This is a genomic window from Methylocucumis oryzae (assembly GCF_000963695.1).
Classification (GTDB): domain Bacteria; phylum Pseudomonadota; class Gammaproteobacteria; order Methylococcales; family Methylomonadaceae; genus Methylovulum; species Methylovulum oryzae.
Genome location: NZ_LAJX01000067.1, coordinates 1 through 17,424, shown reverse-complemented (window position 1 = coordinate 17,424; position 17,424 = coordinate 1). Strand labels below are relative to the sequence as shown.

Sequence of the window (17,424 nt, the reverse complement as noted above, 5' to 3'; positions counted from 1 at the left end):
AGGGTGGAACATTGCACTGGCTGGGTGAAAAACTGGGCGATTATTGCCACCCGCTTTCGTTGCTCCCATTCAATTTACACTTCCATCATGCATACAGTCTGTGGTCTAGTCAATGAACAGACCCGACGATGGCAAATGGCTCGTTTGGCTAATTGTGCATAAGCTCTATTGTTAAGCAGCGTATGGAAGACAGCCTCCTTGATGCTATATCCATGTTAAACCATTATTGGCGCATTATTGAGTTACCGGTCTAAGGAGAACAGAAATGGTGGATTTACTACGTCTGCTGTTAATCGATGATGACGAATTAGACCGGCGAATCGTGGTCAGGGCACTTAAACAGCACCATGCTGATCGCTACGAGATTATTGAATGCGCAACGGCCTCTGAAGGTTTAGAACAAATCGCTAAGCAACAATTTGATGCTATTTTATTAGATTACCGCCTGCCTGATAAAAACGGTTTAGAGGTATTACGCAGCTTACGTTCTAACCAACTCGATGCAGCTGCTATTATCATGTTAAGTCGTCAAGATGACGACGCACTTGCTGAGCATTGTTTTGAAGAAGGCGCGCAGGATTTTTTATTAAAAGATGAAGTGACTGGACGCCGCTTAAGTCGAGCCGTCAAACATTCGCGTCAACGTTACCTGATAGAACGTGCATTAAAAGCAAGCCTAGACCAATTGCAACACCTTGCCATCACTGACCCGCTAACGGGACTGGCTAATCGCCGAGGCTTAGAAATTGCCATGGAACATGCTATAGCCCGCAGCCGTCGTGGACATGGCGGCTTAGCGTTGTTGCTTATTGATCTTGATAATTTTAAAGAAGTTAACGATACCATGGGACATGCTGTCGGCGACGAATTACTCGTTAAAATAACGTTAAGACTGCGTACCACGATTCGAGACAGCGATATTTTATGCCGAATGGGCGGCGACGAGTTTGTCGTAGTGCTCACCGAGCTCAATCATCAGCAAGCGATTGTCTTAGCCGAACGTATTCTGCATGAATTGCAGCGCCCTATTTATTTAGATGATTCAGAAAAGGTTATTACATCCAGTATTGGCATTGCGATATTAGATCATTGCGCGACCAATACGGCTGACTTACTCAAATGCGCCGATATTGCCATGTATCAAGCCAAAAAAGCTGGGCGTAACCAATGTCAATTTTTTTCGCAAGGCTTGCAAGATGCATTATTGCTGCAAACCAGTATGCGACAAGATTTACTTAAGGCACTGGATGCCAATCAGTTTAGAATGTACTACCAAGCTCAAATTAATGCCGAAAATAGCTGCTTATCTGGCATGGAAGCTTTACTGCGTTGGCAACACCCCACGCGCGGCTTGCTGTCACCGGTAAGCTTCTTAGCACTAGCCGAAGAAACGACGCTCATCATTGACATTGGCAGTTGGGTGATTCGTGAAGTATGCCGCCAAATACATCAATGGCATCAAACAGGTTTGCTAGGAAGTACGCCAATAACCATTGCCATTAATTTATCGGCCATGCAAGTTCAACAACCTGAGCTATTAGCAGAAATTAAAAATGTCTTAGACGAGTACAACATTCCTCCTGCAAGTTTGGAATTAGAAATTACAGAAAGCGCATTGATAGACGATGTTCATAGTCCAGCATCGGTTTTATCGGAATTAGCTGAATGTGGGATAAAACTGTCTTTAGACGACTTTGGCACCGGGTACTCGTCAATGGAGCACTTAAAAGTGTTTCCAATTACCGTGTTAAAAATCGATAGGTCGTTTGTATCGACGATTGGAGAGGATGCTAAAGGCGAACGCCTACTTATCGCACTGATTAATTTCGCCAAATCGCTAGGCATGAAAGTTGTCGCTGAAGGCGTAGAAACCAACGCACAAGCGATTTTTTGTACTGCTCAAGGCTGCGATATTTTACAAGGCTACCATTATGCAAAACCGATACCGGCAGAGCAATTTGAACAGCTTTTCCTTAGTCGTTTAATGGCTAATAGTTAATTACAAACGCATACTTTGAGTAGCTCATTAATTATTAGCATCATCGCAAATCCACCGCAGGAACTGCTCAGAAAAGACTGATTTGCTCATTCTTAAAGGATTCGATTTTACCCCTAAGATTTAACTTTTTATCGGCTTTTTTGAAAGCGGAGTCACTCATGTATGAAACTAATTTTTCTAGGTCTGATGCTTCTTTTATCTTTAAAAATTTTTTAACTTTATTGATATACACAAGAGATATTTTTTTTCTTTTTAAAAGTTCTATAGCATTATTGAGTGTACCAGTACTTTCCGCATCCCATACCATCAAGCCATAGTCACAGTCTTCTGCCATTTTAATATCTTTAGCTGTAAAAAAAAGCCCTAGTACCAGGAGCAACATTTGTCTGTATTGTCTCAGTGAGCCAGTGCCCAATATTGTTACGAGGCTTTTCACCAGAGCAATAAACAACAACTGATTTAGTTTGTTTTGACTCTAAGTATCTCTGAATCGAACTATCTACACCGTCTGCATCACCCACAATCACTTGGTAGTTTGATTTAACTATGTTATTAACTCTGTTAAGAACATTGTCATCTAAGCTCTTTATTTTTATAGAGCCAGATATGAATACTTTATGCATTAGCGCTTCCTCGTTACTGTAGCAACGTAAACATTTTGAATTTTACTATAGCCTTTAAGCATTTTGGTAGCCGCCTCGAGAGACGAACCAGAATCAAATACATCATCAACTATTAGTACATCATACAAACCAGAAGGAAGCAGGTCATTGACGGTAAATACTCCCATTAGCGCCGATACTTTTTCTTGCCTAGTTGAAATATCTTTTATGGCAGGCGTAGGGCCTGTTTTTACTAATAAATTTTCATAACATGGAATGCCCATTAATCGCGCAAGCTCTTTGGCAATCTCGGTTACTGGCTGACGATTTCTGACTTTTGAGGCAGGCATTGGGATTATTAAGCTACAAGATGAAAAAAACTTGCCAAAAGATTTATTCATTTGCTGTGCAATTAATGTAACTTGAGAGAAATCTGAACGATATTTAAGCTGAAAAAAGTGCTTCCCCGGCTTCTGATCTTACGGTATCAAACTGCATGTGTCCAAATTCATTATGACCGATTGGGACGCTGCTTATTGTGTGTTTATCAAGCGAATACCCTAAAATCCAAACCCCGTCAATTTGCTTAACATTTACAACGCTAATCATTTTTTTCAAGGTTCGCTTCGCAATAACGTAATTTTGACATGAGCAGAAAAAGGCTTGTCACCCTAATTGACTAATCCAGACAACTAACCAGCGCCCGCAAAAACACCTGGTTTTCCACTTCTGTTCCCACCGTTACACGCAAACAATCTGTTAACAAACCTTGTTGGGGATTTAAATTTTTGATTAACACTCCTTGCGCTTTCAACGCGTTGAAAATGCTATCGGCTTGACCGGGCTGAGTTTTGAATAAAATAAAATTAGCGGCGCTTGGATACGGGGTTATACCGGATAATGCGCTTAATTGTTGATAAAGCCAGGTACGTTGTGCGCAGATTTGCTGGGTTTGGGCTTGAAAAATCGCTTTGTGGCTTAATGCAATACGTGCGCTGACCTGCGTTAAGCTATTGATGTTGTATGGCAAACGAATTCTATCCCAGTACCCGATAAGCTTAGGTGCTGCGATTAAATAACCTAAACGCAAGCCGGCTAAGCCTAGTTTTGATAACGTGCGCATAATGACAACGTTATCGTAACCCTCTAAACGAGCTAAGAAGCTAGCATCAGCAAAAGGCGCATAGGCTTCGTCAATAACAACTAACCCTTGGCTGGCGCTAATAATCGCATCAAGTGCCGAGCTGTCGAATAAATTACCGGTAGGGTTATTGGGATACGCTAAAAAGAGTATGCTAGGCTGTTGTTGCTCAATCACCTTTAGCATTGCAGGCAGGTCTAGCGCAAAATTTTTCAGCAGATAACGAAACGCTGACATAACTTAATCCTAACGCCGCACTAATTTGTTTATACATAACAAAGCTAGGCGTGACCGACATGACCGTCGCGCCATTAGGTAAGGCTGTTAATAAGATTTGTATAATTTCATCTGAACCGTTGCCTAGCATAATACTGAAAGCGCTAGGGATGTCATCATGTTGGCGCAACACCTCTGTTAACGCGCGCGCGGTAGGATCAGGGTAGCGGTTAACCGGGCATTGCTTTAACTCGGTTAGCCATTCTGTCATAAGTTCTTCTGGCCATGTATAAGGATTTTCCATCGCATCAAGTTTAATCATAGAACCCGCATCGGCGACATGATACGCCGACATGGCTTGAATCTCAGGACGAAATAATTGCCCGATTAAGTCTTCCCTCATGAGCTTGACCCGGTCGGTTTAATTCGATATTCGGCTGAACGGGCGTGAGCCGTTAAACTCTCACCACGCGCTAAAACTGACGCAATTTGCCCTAAGCTATCTGCGCCTTGCGCTGAGCAGTTGATAATACTGGTGCGCTTTTGAAAATCGTATACCCCCAACGGTGATGAAAAACGCGCCGTGCCTGACGTCGGTAATACATGATTAGGTCCTGCACAATAATCGCCTAACGCTTCAGCGGTATAACGGCCTAAAAAAATCGCGCCCGCATGACGGATTTTTCCGCATAACGCCTCAGGATTGGCCACTGACAATTCTAAATGCTCTGGCGCAATTTGGTTGGCTATTTCGGCGGCTTGGTCTAAGTTCTCGACCAGAATAAATGCGCCACGTTGGTTTAGCGACGCTTGGATGATTTCAGCACGTTCCATTTCTAATAGCAATTTATGCATACTGAGTTCTACACGCTGCAAAAACTCGGCATTGTCGCTGATTAATATCGCTTGTGCATTTTCATCGTGTTCGGCTTGCGAGAATAAATCCATCGCTACCCAATCGGGATTGGTTTGGCCGTCACAAATCACTAATATTTCAGAAGGGCCTGCAATCATATCAATGCCGACATGGCCGAACACTAATTTTTTTGCCGTTGCGACATAGATATTGCCAGGCCCCACGATTTTCGCAACCTTAGGCACGGTGTCCGTGCCGTACGCTAATGCCGCCACTGCTTGCGCGCCACCGATAGTAAAAACCTGGTCAACATCGGCTAAATACGCTGCGGCTAAGACTAGCTCATTGGTTTCTTGTTTAGGCGTAGGCACCACCATGATAAGCTCAGCCACGCCAGCGACTTTAGCCGGAATCGCGTTCATTAACACCGAAGACGGATAGGCGGCTTTGCCGCCGGGTACATATAAGCCTACGCGGTCTAGCGCGGTAATGCGCTGGCCTAATACCGTACCATCCGACTCTTCATACTGCCACGAGGCGAGTTTTTGTCTTTCAGCATAAGCACGAATCCTATCAGCCGCTGCCGTTAAGGCCTGTGCTTGCTCTACGGGCAAAGCATCATAAGCGTGCTTTAGCCGCTGTTTTGGCAAAATAAGCTGTTCAGGTTGGCTAAAATCACAGCGATCAAAGCGGTTAGTGTAGTCAAGCAAAGCGTGGTCACCGCGCTTACGCACATCAGCAATAATCGCTAAGACTTGCTGTTGAATGGCTAAATCATCACTATCATCCCACGCCAATTTTTTGCGCTAACAAATCGGCAAAGCCTGGTTCGGCTGCATTAAGCTTGCAAATAGACAACTGGCTCATCGTGCTTACCTACTTAAGGTGTGTTCAAATTGGCGCAATAACTCGGCTATCGCGCGGTTTTTCATTTTCATCGCCGCTTTATTAACCACTAAGCGCGAGCTAATGTTCATAATTAAATCACGCGGTTCTAAGTTATTAGCGCGCAAGGTATTTCCGGTATCGACTAAATCGACAATACAATCGGCCAAACCGACTAACGGCGCTAATTCCATAGAACCGTACAGTTTTATTATCTCAGCTTGTACGCCTAAATCGGCAAAATAGCGCTGTGCTGTTTTAACATATTTAGTCGCAACACGAATCCGCCCCGTTAATGCGGGTGCGTCTTTATGCACGGCAGTCATAAGGCGGCAACGCGCGATATTCAAATCTAACGGTTCGTATAAATTATCCGAGCCATGTTCAAGTAACACGTCTTTGCCCGCAATACCTAAATCTGCTGCGCCATATTCGACAAACGTAGGCACATCGGTCGCGCGAATAATCACCAGTTGTACATCAGCACGGCTAGTCGGCAAAATCAATTTGCGGCTAGTGGCCGGGTCTTCTAATGGCGTAATACCCGCTTCAGCCAAAAACGGCACAGCTTCTTCAAAAATCCGGCCTTTAGAAACAGCGATAGTTAACATAGCAAACCTATCTCGCAACACGACGTATCGTCGCGCCTAATTGGGTGAGTTTTTCTTCAATATGATCGTAACCACGGTCTATATGATAAATTCTATCGACCATGGTACTGCCCTCCGCTACCAACGCAGCAATCACTAAACTCGCTGATGCGCGTAAATCCGTTGCCATGACAGGCGCACTGGTCAGTCTTTTTACCCCAGTGCATATCGCGGTATTGGATTCCAACTTAATATCTGCGCCCATGCGATGTAACTCTTGCACATGCATAAAACGATTTTCAAAAATCGTTTCGGTAATTATCCCTACGCCTTCAGCAATCGTGTTGAGTGCAATAAACTGGGCTTGCATATCGGTAGGAAAAGCGGGGTAAGGTGCAGTGCGTAGCGAAATAGCCTTAGGTTTGTTACCGTGCATATCGAGTTGTATCCAGTCCGGGCCTGTCGTAATCTCGGCACCCGCTTCGATAAGCTTGTCGGTCACAGCATCTAAGGTCTCAGGACGAGTGTTTTTTAATTTCACTTTCCCACCCGTTATCGCCGCAGCCACTAAATAAGTACCGGTTTCAATACGGTCAGGCAAAATGTCGTAATGAATGCTAGTTAAGCCTAGCTTATCCACGCCTTCAATCACTAACACATCGGTACCAATACCAGAAATTTTCGCCCCCATTGCATTGAGAAAATGCGCTAAATCGGTGACTTCGGGTTCTTTCGCTGCATTCTCAATCGTTGTTATGCCTTCGGCTAAGGTGGCAGCCATTAATAAGTTTTCGGTACCGGTAACCGTCACTTGTGGTAACACTAAACGGCACCCCTTTAACCGTGTGGCTTTAGCATTGATATAACCGCCTTCAACATTAATGTCAGCGCCCATTTTCATTAAGCCATTCAGATGTATATCCACCGGTCTGGTTCCAATAGCACAACCACCGGGCAATGAGACATGGGCTTCACCAAAACGCGCCAGCAATGGCCCTAAGACGAGAATAGACGCACGCATGGTTTTGACGAGTTCATACGGTGCTTCAAAGCTATTAATCGTTGAGCTATCGACTTCGATATTCATACGCTCATCGACCAGCAAATGCACTCCCATACGCCCTAATAATTCCATCGTCGTCGTAATATCGTGCAAATGTGGGATATTGCCCACACGAACCGGGGCTTCTGATAATAATGTCGCCGCTAAAATAGGCAGGGCGGCGTTTTTCGCGCCTGAAATGCGCAATTCGCCCGACAGTTGCGTACCGCCGGTTATGATTAATTTATCCATGGAATATCAATGTGTAAAACGAAAAAAGTATTAAGGTTAAAAGACGCTTTTGTACGTCTAAAAGGCACGCAGTGCGTACCTTTTTACTCCTCAAAATAAGTACAGGTATCAAGCCTGCTAAGCTTAGCTAAGCTGCGTAATTGTTTAGGAATATTATGAAAGCGTAATTGGGTGCGGTGGCTGCGAGCATATTTTATCCACTCAATCATCAGCGCTAATCCCGCACTATCGGTATTAACAACCTGGCCCAAGTCGATGCTAACTTCCTTGGTAGACGTTAAAAATGCCATATTTTTAACAGCGTTTTTATCCAAACTGGCAAAGGTCAAATCGCCAACAACCGCAAAATCACCATTAGCGATTTTATTGATGGTCAGCGGTTTCATTTTTTCTCTTCCGCTGCTTTAAACAAAAATTGGCCTATGACTTTTTCTAAAATAATCGCCGGTTGGGTAATATCAATCGCACTGTTATTCGCCAAATAAGTATCGGAACCACCGGGTTCTAAATTGACATACTTTTCGCCTAATAAGCCAGCCGTAAAAATACTCGCCGTCGTATCATCCGGTAAGTTGTTATATTTAGCATCAATCGCCATCGTCACTACCGATTGATACGTCGTTGGATCTAGCTCAATACTCGCTACTTGACCCACTTTAACCCCAGCCGCAGAAACGGCAGATTTAACTTTTAAACCATCCGAGTTCTCAAAACGCGCACTGACCATAAAACTGTCTTTTTGCGTAATCGAGCTTAAATTACTGGCTTTAAGACTTAAGAAAAAAAGTCCAGCGATACCGGCAGCGACAAACAGTCCAACCAAGGTATCTTGTGTATTACTATGCTGCATTAAGAATCTCCAAACATCAAAGCCGTGAGGATAAAATCCAATCCTAAAATACTAAATGCCGAATTCACCACAGTACGCGTCGTCGCGCGACTAACGCCTTCTGACGTGGGAATAGCGTCATAACCTTCAAACAGCGCTATCCATGAGGCCACAAAGCCAAATACCACACTTTTAATAAAACCATTGACAATATCGTCGTAGAAATCCAATTTAGCCTGCATTTGCGCCCAATACGCACCATCGTCAACGCCTAACATACCCGAACCGACCAGTAAGCCCCCTATAATGCCTATCGTGCTAAACACACCGGCTAACAGTGGCATAGACAGTAAGCCTGCTAACAGTCTAGGGGCGATAATGCGTTTTATAGGGTCAACGGCCATCATCTCCATGCCCGACAATTGCTCAGTGGCTTTCATTAGGCCAATTTCTGCGGTTAATGCTGAACCCGCTCTACCTGCGAATAATAAAGCCGATACTACAGGGCCTAATTCCCTTACCAATGACGCAGCGACCATTAAGCCTAGCGTTTCTTCCGCACCAAAATCAGACAAAATGTAATAGCCTTGCAAGCCCAACACCATGCCGACAAATAAGCCGGAAATGAAAATAATTAAAAACGACAATACACCTACCGAATACAATTGATTCAGTAATAATCGTGGTCGTAATACCACACTGAACAAACCCGATAAGGTTAATAATAGAAAAAAACGTGGCTCGACCCAGCTTAGTAAAGCTGGCCCGGGTCGTCGCACCCAACAATTGAAGAAAATCGAGCATGTCTGCCTAAGATTAATAACGTTTACCCGTCGGCAATAAATCATCGAGATAATCTTTTGCCGGATAATGAAAAGGTACCGGGCCATCGGCGGCACCGGTCATAAATTGCTGTATCCAAGGTGAAGAAGATTGCCGCATCGCTTCAGGTGTACCGTGATCGACAATACGACCTTCGGAAATGACATAAATAGTATCGGCAATCAACGAGGTTTCATGCACGTCATGGGACACGATAATACTGGTTAACCCCAACGTGCTGTTTAATGCTTTAATTAAATGTACTAACACCCCCATAGAAATAGGGTCTTGTCCGGTAAACGGCTCATCGTACAAAATCATCATAGGGTCTAACGCAATAGCCCGCGCCAACGCGATGCGTCTTGCCATGCCGCCCGATAACTCATTAGGCATTAAATGCCTAGCCCCGCGTAAGCCGACCGCCTCTAACTTCATCAGAACTAAAGTACGAATCATAGACTCAGGCAAATGCGTATGCTCGCGTAACGGAAATGCAACATTATCGTAAACGCTCATATCGGTTAACAACGCACCGCTTTGAAATAACATACCCATGCGTTTACGCAAATTATATAACTCAGCTCGGCGCAATTGATGCACATTCAAGCCGTCAACGGTAATCACGCCGCTATCAGGATATAACTGCCCAGCAATCAGCTTTAATAACGTTGTTTTGCCAGTGCCGCTAGGGCCCATAATCGCTGTAATTTTACCGCGCTCAATATCCAACGAGACATTATTAAAAATTTTCTTATTGCCGCGTGAAAAAGATAATTGCCGAACTGAAATTAAAGCGTTATCGCCAGGAGCGGTTTGTTCCATGTGTGCCAAAAAAGCCAGTTTAAACTGCGTATTGTCCTCGACTCCTACTGGATAAGTCAATGAATACCGGGCGTATTTATCATAATGCGCAAACAGGCAAAATGGCGATTGCTAAGGCGCCATTATCGCCATTACAATCCAATCCAATATGGCTACATACTTTAGCCGGGACAGGGTATTCAGAGCGCATAACGCCAGGGATGGCGTGTAGTAGGGCAACGCAGGAGCAGTTGCCGATAACGCCAGGGATGGCATGTAGTAGGAGCTATTGCCGAGGAGCAGTTTTCTGTCATCCTAAATACCCTGTCCCGCCTTATGTTGGTAGCCCAATCAATACACCAATGATGCCGGGTTCATGAATGAGAGTCGCCATTAGCAGCCAATTATTTAGCGATAATATTAAAATTCTTAAAAGCGAAGTCAGCAAAACCGCATTTCAAGGCGTACTCATTGCCATAGCCGCTATTATTCTTGGCACATTAGGCGCCTGCTTATACAGTGAAGGCGGATTATCGTTATCTGGGATTTTAGCCGCCCAGCAAAACAATGTAGGGTTATGGGTACTCGATGGCATACCTTTTGTGTTTGGTTTTTGGGGGCAATATTCAAGCACTCTTATAGCTTATCAAGCGGGTGCGATGATTCAAGACCAAACCCAAGAGTTACGCGACAAGACGGACGAATTAGAAAAACAAGCCAATTATGCCTCAACTCATGACGCGCTAACCGACTTACCGAATCGCTCGCTATTCTATGACCGTGTGCAACGTGCGATTATGTCAGCCACCAATAGAAAACAGTTTCTCGCCGTCGTATTAATCGAGTTAGCGAATTTTAAAGAGATTTACGACACTTTAGGCAGAAATAGTAGCGATTTAATTCTAAAACAAGTCGCCAAGCGCTTAGAAGGCGTCAGCCCGGAACAAGATAGCGTAGCCAGAATCGACGGCAGTATCTTTGCTATTTTACTCACTAACCTACAAGAGACTGCTGAAGCAGAGCACCTTGCTGGCGCTATTCAAACGGCGTTAGATCATCCTTTTTTAGTTGATAAAGTTAATTTCAGCGTCCATAACAACATTGGTATCGTGCATTGCCCTGAACACGGTGAAGATGTCGATACGTTGGTGCAAAAAGCGGGCGTAGCCTTAGGTTTAGCACAAAGCTCTAATAAAGGTTATGCCACCTACCAGCCCGCGCTAGATAAACATAGCTTAAAACGCTTAACGCTGATGTCAGAACTTCGACAGGCCATTGATACCCAGCAACTCGAATTGTTTTATCAAGCTAAAATCGACATCGCTAGCCATTCCGTCATCGGCGTCGAAGCACTCATCCGCTGGCATCATCCGGTTCATCAAATCATTTCACCCGATGAGTTTATTCCCATGGCCGAGCGCACTCGCTTAATCAAATTACTTACTCCTTGGGTGCTAAAACAAGCGTTTAAGCAAGCCAGTCGCTGGCGTCAACAAGGGCTAAATTTAAAAATATCAGTTAATTTATCGACTAAAGATTTACTAGACCCCGAGTTACCCGACTTAATTACGGGTATTGCAGCCGCCAACGGCACTCAACCCGAACAAATTATTTTAGAAATTACTGAAAGCTCAGCCATGCGTGACCCCGAACGCACACTAGGCATTATCAATCGGCTGCACAACATGGGTTATGCATTTTCAATAGATGATTTTGGCACGGGTTATTCTTCGCTGGCTTATTTGAAAAAAATGCCATTAGCCGAACTAAAAATCGACAAGTCGTTTATCACCGATATTTTGCACAGCGAACACGACGAAGTGATTGTCAAAACCATGATTCATCTAGCGCATAATTTAGGCTTAACGTAACCGCTGAAGGTGTAGAAAACGCCGATGTCTTAGCTAAACTGAAACAACTCGGTTGCGACCTGGTGCAAGGCTATTACTTTAATAAGCCTATGTCTATTAAAGACTTTGAAGCTTGGTACAAATCTTTTCAAACATTGTCTAACCAACACTAAAACACTTGCCAAGGCAACAAATCGGGGTAGACTCTGTTGGCAATCGGATTATTGCGCCAGGAGAACCCCATGATTTCTTTTCCGTTCGACACCTCTAAGCCCATTACGGGACAAGCCAGCGTAGAAATAACCAAACCTGCCAACGAAGTTTTTGATTTCATTGGCGTCAATTTTTTTTGAAAACTACCCAAAATGGTCACCCGAAGTGGCCGAATTCGAGCCGTTAACCGGTAAGTCCGTATTCGTTGGCGCAAAAGCTAGACAGCTACGTCAAGACCAAGGCCAAAGCACCGAATCGGTATTTGAAGTGATTGAATACGACCCGGTAGTCAAATTAGCGTTTCAAGGCGTTAACGCGCCTTATAAAGACAGCTTCATCTTGACCAACGACAGCGATAAGCAAGCTACCGTGCTAACTTTTATGTTCGCACTACTAGAACTTGAATTATTCATGCGCCCATTTGAAAAAATTGATTCGCTGCGCCATTGAAGAGGGCGCTGAAAATACCGTTAACAACATTAAGCAGTTATTGACTTAATGTTTTTCTCTATTACCTATCAAATACTTACAATAGGAGCCAACCATGTCGTTTGTCGTCAACAAAGATAACGGACTTATTCCCCAAATTTTATCCGCCATACTCGACGAATGCGTTAATGGTGTCACTTTAGCGGATCCTGACTTAGAAGACGCGCCTATCGTCTACGCTAATAAAGCGTTTGAGCGCTTAACCGGCTATAGTCAACAAGACATCATCGGTAAAAACTGTCGTTTTCTCCAAGGCCCAGATACCAATCAGCCGGAAAAACTAAAAATAATCGAGGCCATGAACAACCATCAGCCGGTTGAAGTCACCTTACGCAATTACCGCAAAGATGGTGAGTTATTTTATAACCATTTAAAAATCACGCCTTTATTCGATCACAAAGGCCGGGTTATTTACTACTTAGGTGTGCAATACGACATTACTTATCAAGTCAATGCCAAAAAAAGAAATCGAAGAACTCACCACACAACTTGATGCGATTATTAAACTAGATAATTAGTACTCGCGCCGATAAACACAAGCATATTGTTAGGAGTTAACCATGACGTCCAACGAACTTCCTTCTGCCAGTGATGGCGTACTCGCCAACGAACTATTATTTGCGTTAGCCATGGTGGCTTTTCTATTGCTTGTCGTTATGGAGCGGATTAAACCGTATCAGCGTTATACCCAAAAAATATCAAAAGAATCTTTTGTCACCAACACAACCGCTTTTTTATTCAACAACATCATTTTAACGGCATTAAAAGCCTCTTCATTGTTTTTAGTCGCGCAGCAATTTGCCAATTATGGCCTACTCAGCCACATGGACAATGCGCCGTTAAAATGGCTGATATGTTTTATTTTATTTGATTTAGCAATTTATGGCTGGCATTACGCAAGCCATAAGTTTGAATTCTTATGGCGCTTTCATAAAATCCACCACAGCGACAAAAGCATTAATGTATCGACGGGCTTCAGATTTCATGTGTTCGATTTGTTGCTAGAAATCGTTTATAAGTGCTTATTTGTCATTCTGATTGGTGTCCAAGCATATGTGGTATTGGCGATTGAAATCATCGAGTTATTTTTCGTATTTTTTCACCATGCCAATATCGATATACCTTATGAATCGACTATCTCAAAACTCATCATCACACCACGCTTACACCGAGTGCATCATTCATCAAAACGTAGCGAGCATGATAGTAATTACGGCATCGTGTTATCGATTTGGGATTTACTGTTCGGCACCCGTAAAGAACTCATCCCCAAAAAAATTGGCTTAGACATCATCGTCGCCGACAACTTTTTACAATTATTCTTTTTAGCGTTCATCACTGAACGCCACGTCAGACGCTGGCTGCATTTCATTCCTAAGGGGCGGAAATAACAGCATTGTTTCACTCAAGCGCTAGCTTGGTTAAATGAACTTACCCGTCACACTCACTTTATTTCAGCATAGCGTTCCAGATATAGCAAAAAACTTCAGGCTTAAGTTGTTTTCCTTCTTGGTATAGTGCGTAATACCAGAGCTTAAATTTTTGATAAATCAACAAGCCGCAACGCGACAGCTGTCAATTTGATTGGAATCGTAAACTATGCCTGAACAACTGACTAAAGCCAGATTCTGAAAATGTGCGTTACAAGTAACCCCCGCCGGATATATCGCTTATAGTCGCGAAGCTCATAGATTAACGGAGGAACTACTGCGTGTTGCCCAAGAAAATAACATAAAAGTCATTGGCTTGGCGGACCATGGTAATGTTGAATGTTGATGGTATCAATGCTATCCGCATGTTGATGAACGACAATGATATTGTGGTGTTTCCGGGGTTTGAGATTGCATCGAATGAAAAGTTTGCCTGTTTCCCGAAAATACGTCTAAAGACCAATTAAATCGCTATATAGAAGCATTAGGGCTGACGCATCCTGATAATGGTGTTGGCCTTCTAATCTTGACGGCAATGACCTTCTTGCCAAAATCGATGAATTGAGCAGCTTTGCTTATGCCGCCCATCTCACCAGCGATGGATTATGCGTATTTAATTGGTCAGCCACACAAATCCAAGAACTCTGTGGCTCACTGTTAACCGTTTACTGAATGTGGGTGAGAAAATCGGCCTCGGTACGGGTTTCTTGAATCGTTGGAAAAACCGCTTTTCCCGTAGCGACTTCAAAGACTGGTGGGGCGTCAGGGACTCGAACCCTGGACCTATGGATTAAGAGTCAAGCAATGTCAAAAAACCACCATAAACCACAATAACGTGTAACAATTAAATCAATAAGTTAACGTTTTATGCTACTGTCATTTGTTGCTGTTTTTTTGCCTGTTTTTGTAGTCTACTGCGACAAAAAATGCGACAAAGAATTATAATAGAACCCTAGAAATAAAGCGGGCTTGAAGGTGTTACCAGCACCAGCAAGCCCTTACCAAAACTTAATTACGGGTTAAGCAATGGCTTACATATCATATCAAAGCCGATTGCTATCCTATAGGGGCAATTATGGCAACCATTAAAGAACGTACCGCTAAAGATGGTACTGCTCGTTATACGGCAGAGATTCGCTTAAAAGGCTATCCGGCACAAACAGCAACTTTCAAACGCAAGACTGATGCTAAAAAATGGATTCAAGATACTGAGTCCGCAATCAGAGAAGGAAGGCACTTTAAAACCACTGAAGCCAAACGGCATACGCTAGGCGATTTGGTAGACCGATACATTAAAGACGTATTACCCACCAAGCCGAAGCAAACACAAGCGCAGCAGCCACAATTAGAACGCTGGAAATCTGAACTTGGAAGTTATCTGTTATCCGATATAACACCCGCCTTAATTGTTGAGTGCAGGGATAAGTTATTAAGCGAAACAACACCACATGGCAACATAAGAAGCCCCGCCACAGTGGTTCGATATATGGCGGCGTTAAGTCATGCTTTCACCATTGCTGTGAATGAATGGCAATGGCTGGAAGATTCGCCGATGCGTAAAGTTAAAAAACCAAAGGAGCCAAAAGGCAGGGTTCGATGGTTAGATGATGGTGAACGGTCAAAGCTGTTAATTGCCTGCAAAGAATCATCAAATCGTTGGCTTTATCTTTGTGTCATTCTGGCTTTGTCTACAGGTATGCGCCAAGGTGAGCTTATGGGCTTGCAATGGCAGGACGTGAACCTTAAAGACGGTTTTTTAATCCTGCATGAAACCAAAAACGGCGAACGCCGAAGAGTCCCCTTAACTGGTCATGCGCTGATGTTGTTGCGTGAACACGCTAAAGTTAGGCGGTTAGACACCTCGCTATTATTTCCCAGTAAATCAGACCCGGCAAAGCCAATCGATTTAACCAAACCTTGGCGGAACGCGCTAAAACTAGCAGAAATCAACGATTTTCACTGGCACGACCTAAGACACTGCACAGCGTCTTATTTAGCTATGAACGGCGCTAGCTTGGCTGAAATAGCTGAAGTGTTAGGGCATAAAACCCTAAACATGGTTAAGCGTTACGCACATCTTTCAGACGGGCATGTCAGTAACGTGGTAGCTTCCATGAATGCCAAGATATTTGGGGGGTGTGATGGCTATTAGTATGTTACCGCCTAAGTTAACACTAGAGCAGCAAGCAAAGCTAAATAAACTACCTGGCATGTTGTGCATTAGCGATATTGCCACATTACGCTATTCAACCGAAAAAGAGCTAATCGAACATTACTCTTTTCAAATTGCCGAGGCATGTTTAGCAGGAGAACTGGAGTATAAAATGCCAAGGCCTTTAGATTGGGGCTGGTTATGCGAACATCCGGAACAAAAGCCGATGCTAGAGGTAACTATTGATTATGAAAGCAGCCCTTTGCATGATTCTCCTGAATACGAAAATGAGAAATCATGCTGGTACTTGGAAAGTGAATGGGAAGGAGACTCGGAGCCTAAGCCTGCCTATAAATATCAAGACCCACTATCGAAGCTAAAGCGTTTTAATGCCAATAACTGGAATTCAAGCGCGTTTGAAGTTTATCGTTATGAATACGCCACTGGCAGGCGATGCATGATTAGCGCCAAAGATTTCAAACAGTGGTTAATTTCTAAAAAGGATTTCCCACTACCTAACGATTGCTTATTGATAAGCTGGATAAATATTGAACCGCAAACCAAAACCTTGGGGGATGCTGGCGCGGTTAACAAATCGAAACCTCGCAAAAAGTCAGAAAAATGCCAAGAGGAAGAAAACGGACGGCCAAAAGAGCGGCAAGCATTCTTTTTTCAGATATGGGAGCAATTAGACAGTCCAAAAAGAAACAATAAGATATGGCTGGAATTGAAGAAATCTAAAAACGAGGACGGCCCTATTACTCAGGTATACGGAAATGAAGAGTTTCATTTTAAATATCAAGATGGTGCAATCGAGCTGTTGGCGCGCAAAACCTTTCAAAATGATATGACGGCTATTCGCAGAAAAAAATAAATTCCCGCTAATTTTCCCGCTTTCCCTTATGGGGAAAGCAGGGAAAAATTCAATGCTTAAATACCCTAACCCGCAAGCCACAACAGCTAGCGGAGATTCACTTAAACTGAATTTAATGGGTAATTTATGGCAACAACAAATATACAATCCAATCAACCTGCAAGCCGTTTAATTCCGGTTCCAGAATGGAACAATTACCATACCTGGCCGCCACAAGGTAAGCGCTCAACCAAACCACCTGTTCTAATAAATTCAGAACCGTTATTCTCAAAATTTTTGAAGAGGATAATGCATGACCTTAACCGCGCATTGGATACATCACCTGAACACTTGGCAAAGCAGCGGAATGACGCAAGCGGCGTATTGCCGACAGCATCGGCT

At 43.6% G+C, this 17,424-nt stretch carries 17 protein-coding genes and 4 pseudogenes; 9 read left to right on the top strand and 12 right to left on the bottom strand.

Annotated elements, in window-relative coordinates; translation table 11 throughout:
• The first annotated feature begins 265 nt into the window (after positions 1 to 265).
• Positions 266 to 1,999: a putative bifunctional diguanylate cyclase/phosphodiesterase gene (locus tag VZ94_RS07495; protein WP_045778759.1), complete on the top strand. Its 1,734-nt coding sequence runs from the start codon at positions 266 to 268 to the stop codon at positions 1,997 to 1,999.
• 67 nt (positions 2,000 to 2,066) lie between these two features.
• On the opposite strand, the gene VZ94_RS07490 is transcribed toward VZ94_RS07495, so the two are convergent.
• The 11 genes and pseudogenes from VZ94_RS07490 to VZ94_RS07445 all read right to left on the bottom strand — a co-directional run bounded on the left by VZ94_RS07490 (position 2,067) and on the right by VZ94_RS07445 (position 10,056).
• Positions 2,067 to 2,453 (bottom strand): hypothetical protein, encoded by a 387-nt coding sequence (locus VZ94_RS07490; RefSeq protein ID WP_204369079.1) that lies wholly within the window; start codon positions 2,451 to 2,453, stop codon positions 2,067 to 2,069.
• A 168-nt stretch (positions 2,454 to 2,621) separates the two neighbouring features.
• Entirely contained in the window at positions 2,622 to 3,002 is a 381-nt protein-coding gene (locus tag VZ94_RS26900; protein ID WP_204369078.1) for a ComF family protein, read from the bottom strand.
• A gap of 43 nt (positions 3,003 to 3,045) precedes the next feature.
• Entirely contained in the window at positions 3,046 to 3,219 is a 174-nt protein-coding gene (locus VZ94_RS26895; protein ID WP_204369077.1) for a hypothetical protein, read from the bottom strand.
• A 61-nt stretch (positions 3,220 to 3,280) separates the two neighbouring features.
• Positions 3,281 to 4,229: pseudogene (gene hisC / locus VZ94_RS07480) on the bottom strand (histidinol-phosphate transaminase).
• A 128-nt stretch (positions 4,230 to 4,357) separates the two neighbouring features.
• Positions 4,358 to 5,681: pseudogene (hisD, locus tag VZ94_RS07475) on the bottom strand (histidinol dehydrogenase).
• A gap of 5 nt (positions 5,682 to 5,686) precedes the next feature.
• Complete coding sequence (hisG, locus tag VZ94_RS07470; protein WP_045778758.1) at positions 5,687 to 6,310, bottom strand: ATP phosphoribosyltransferase; 624 nt, start codon at positions 6,308 to 6,310, stop codon at positions 5,687 to 5,689.
• 7 nt (positions 6,311 to 6,317) lie between these two features.
• Positions 6,318 to 7,583, bottom strand: a complete 1,266-nt coding sequence (gene murA / locus VZ94_RS07465; RefSeq protein ID WP_045778757.1) for a UDP-N-acetylglucosamine 1-carboxyvinyltransferase — start codon at positions 7,581 to 7,583, stop codon at positions 6,318 to 6,320.
• A gap of 83 nt (positions 7,584 to 7,666) precedes the next feature.
• The gene (locus VZ94_RS07460) at positions 7,667 to 7,969 is read right to left on the bottom strand and encodes an STAS domain-containing protein (RefSeq protein WP_045778756.1); all 303 of its coding nucleotides are present in this window, start codon (positions 7,967 to 7,969) and stop codon (positions 7,667 to 7,669) included.
• Positions 7,966 to 8,433, bottom strand: coding sequence for an outer membrane lipid asymmetry maintenance protein MlaD (mlaD, locus tag VZ94_RS07455; RefSeq protein ID WP_045778755.1), 468 nt, complete (start codon positions 8,431 to 8,433; stop codon positions 7,966 to 7,968). The genes VZ94_RS07460 and mlaD overlap by 4 nt, the downstream gene beginning before the upstream one ends.
• Positions 8,433 to 9,216, bottom strand: a pseudogene (gene mlaE / locus VZ94_RS07450) (lipid asymmetry maintenance ABC transporter permease subunit MlaE). Before mlaE ends, mlaD begins: the two are co-directional and overlap by 1 nt.
• 12 nt (positions 9,217 to 9,228) lie before the next feature.
• Positions 9,229 to 10,056: an ABC transporter ATP-binding protein gene (locus VZ94_RS07445; protein WP_045778754.1), complete on the bottom strand. Its 828-nt coding sequence runs from the start codon at positions 10,054 to 10,056 to the stop codon at positions 9,229 to 9,231.
• A 59-nt stretch (positions 10,057 to 10,115) separates the two neighbouring features.
• On the opposite strand from VZ94_RS07445, the gene VZ94_RS25495 reads away from it, so the two are divergent.
• Positions 10,116 to 10,415 carry a hypothetical protein gene (locus VZ94_RS25495; RefSeq protein WP_131655496.1) on the top strand — a complete coding sequence of 100 codons (300 nt, stop codon included), beginning with the start codon at positions 10,116 to 10,118 and terminating at the stop codon, positions 10,413 to 10,415.
• Positions 10,416 to 12,058, top strand: a pseudogene (locus VZ94_RS07440) (putative bifunctional diguanylate cyclase/phosphodiesterase).
• Here the strand turns inward: VZ94_RS07440 and VZ94_RS28345 are convergent.
• Positions 12,055 to 12,219, bottom strand: coding sequence for a hypothetical protein (locus VZ94_RS28345; RefSeq protein ID WP_239649725.1), 165 nt, complete (start codon positions 12,217 to 12,219; stop codon positions 12,055 to 12,057). The pseudogene VZ94_RS07440 and the gene VZ94_RS28345 sit on opposite strands and share 4 nt — an antisense overlap.
• Between VZ94_RS28345 and VZ94_RS07435 the strand changes: the two genes are divergently transcribed.
• The 6 genes from VZ94_RS07435 to tnpA form a co-directional block, all read left to right on the top strand.
• Complete coding sequence (locus VZ94_RS07435) at positions 12,219 to 12,548, top strand: SRPBCC family protein (protein ID WP_239649724.1); 330 nt, start codon at positions 12,219 to 12,221, stop codon at positions 12,546 to 12,548. The genes VZ94_RS28345 and VZ94_RS07435 overlap by 1 nt on opposite strands.
• A 94-nt stretch (positions 12,549 to 12,642) precedes the next feature.
• Entirely contained in the window at positions 12,643 to 13,080 is a 438-nt protein-coding gene (locus tag VZ94_RS07430; RefSeq protein WP_045778753.1) for a PAS sensor domain-containing protein, read from the top strand.
• A gap of 67 nt (positions 13,081 to 13,147) precedes the next feature.
• On the top strand, positions 13,148 to 13,978 hold the full coding sequence (locus VZ94_RS07425) for a sterol desaturase family protein (RefSeq protein WP_045778752.1): 831 nt from the start codon (positions 13,148 to 13,150) through the stop codon (positions 13,976 to 13,978).
• A 1,114-nt stretch (positions 13,979 to 15,092) separates the two neighbouring features.
• Positions 15,093 to 16,169, top strand: a complete 1,077-nt coding sequence (locus tag VZ94_RS07420; protein ID WP_045778751.1) for a tyrosine-type recombinase/integrase — start codon at positions 15,093 to 15,095, stop codon at positions 16,167 to 16,169.
• Entirely contained in the window at positions 16,159 to 17,043 is an 885-nt protein-coding gene (locus VZ94_RS07415; RefSeq protein WP_131655495.1) for a hypothetical protein, read from the top strand. The genes VZ94_RS07420 and VZ94_RS07415 overlap by 11 nt, the downstream gene beginning before the upstream one ends.
• Positions 17,044 to 17,335: 292 nt before the next feature.
• Positions 17,336 to 17,424, top strand: an 89-nt coding sequence (gene tnpA / locus VZ94_RS33125) for an IS66 family insertion sequence element accessory protein TnpA (protein ID WP_439097711.1), incomplete at its 3' end; no start/stop codon positions are given.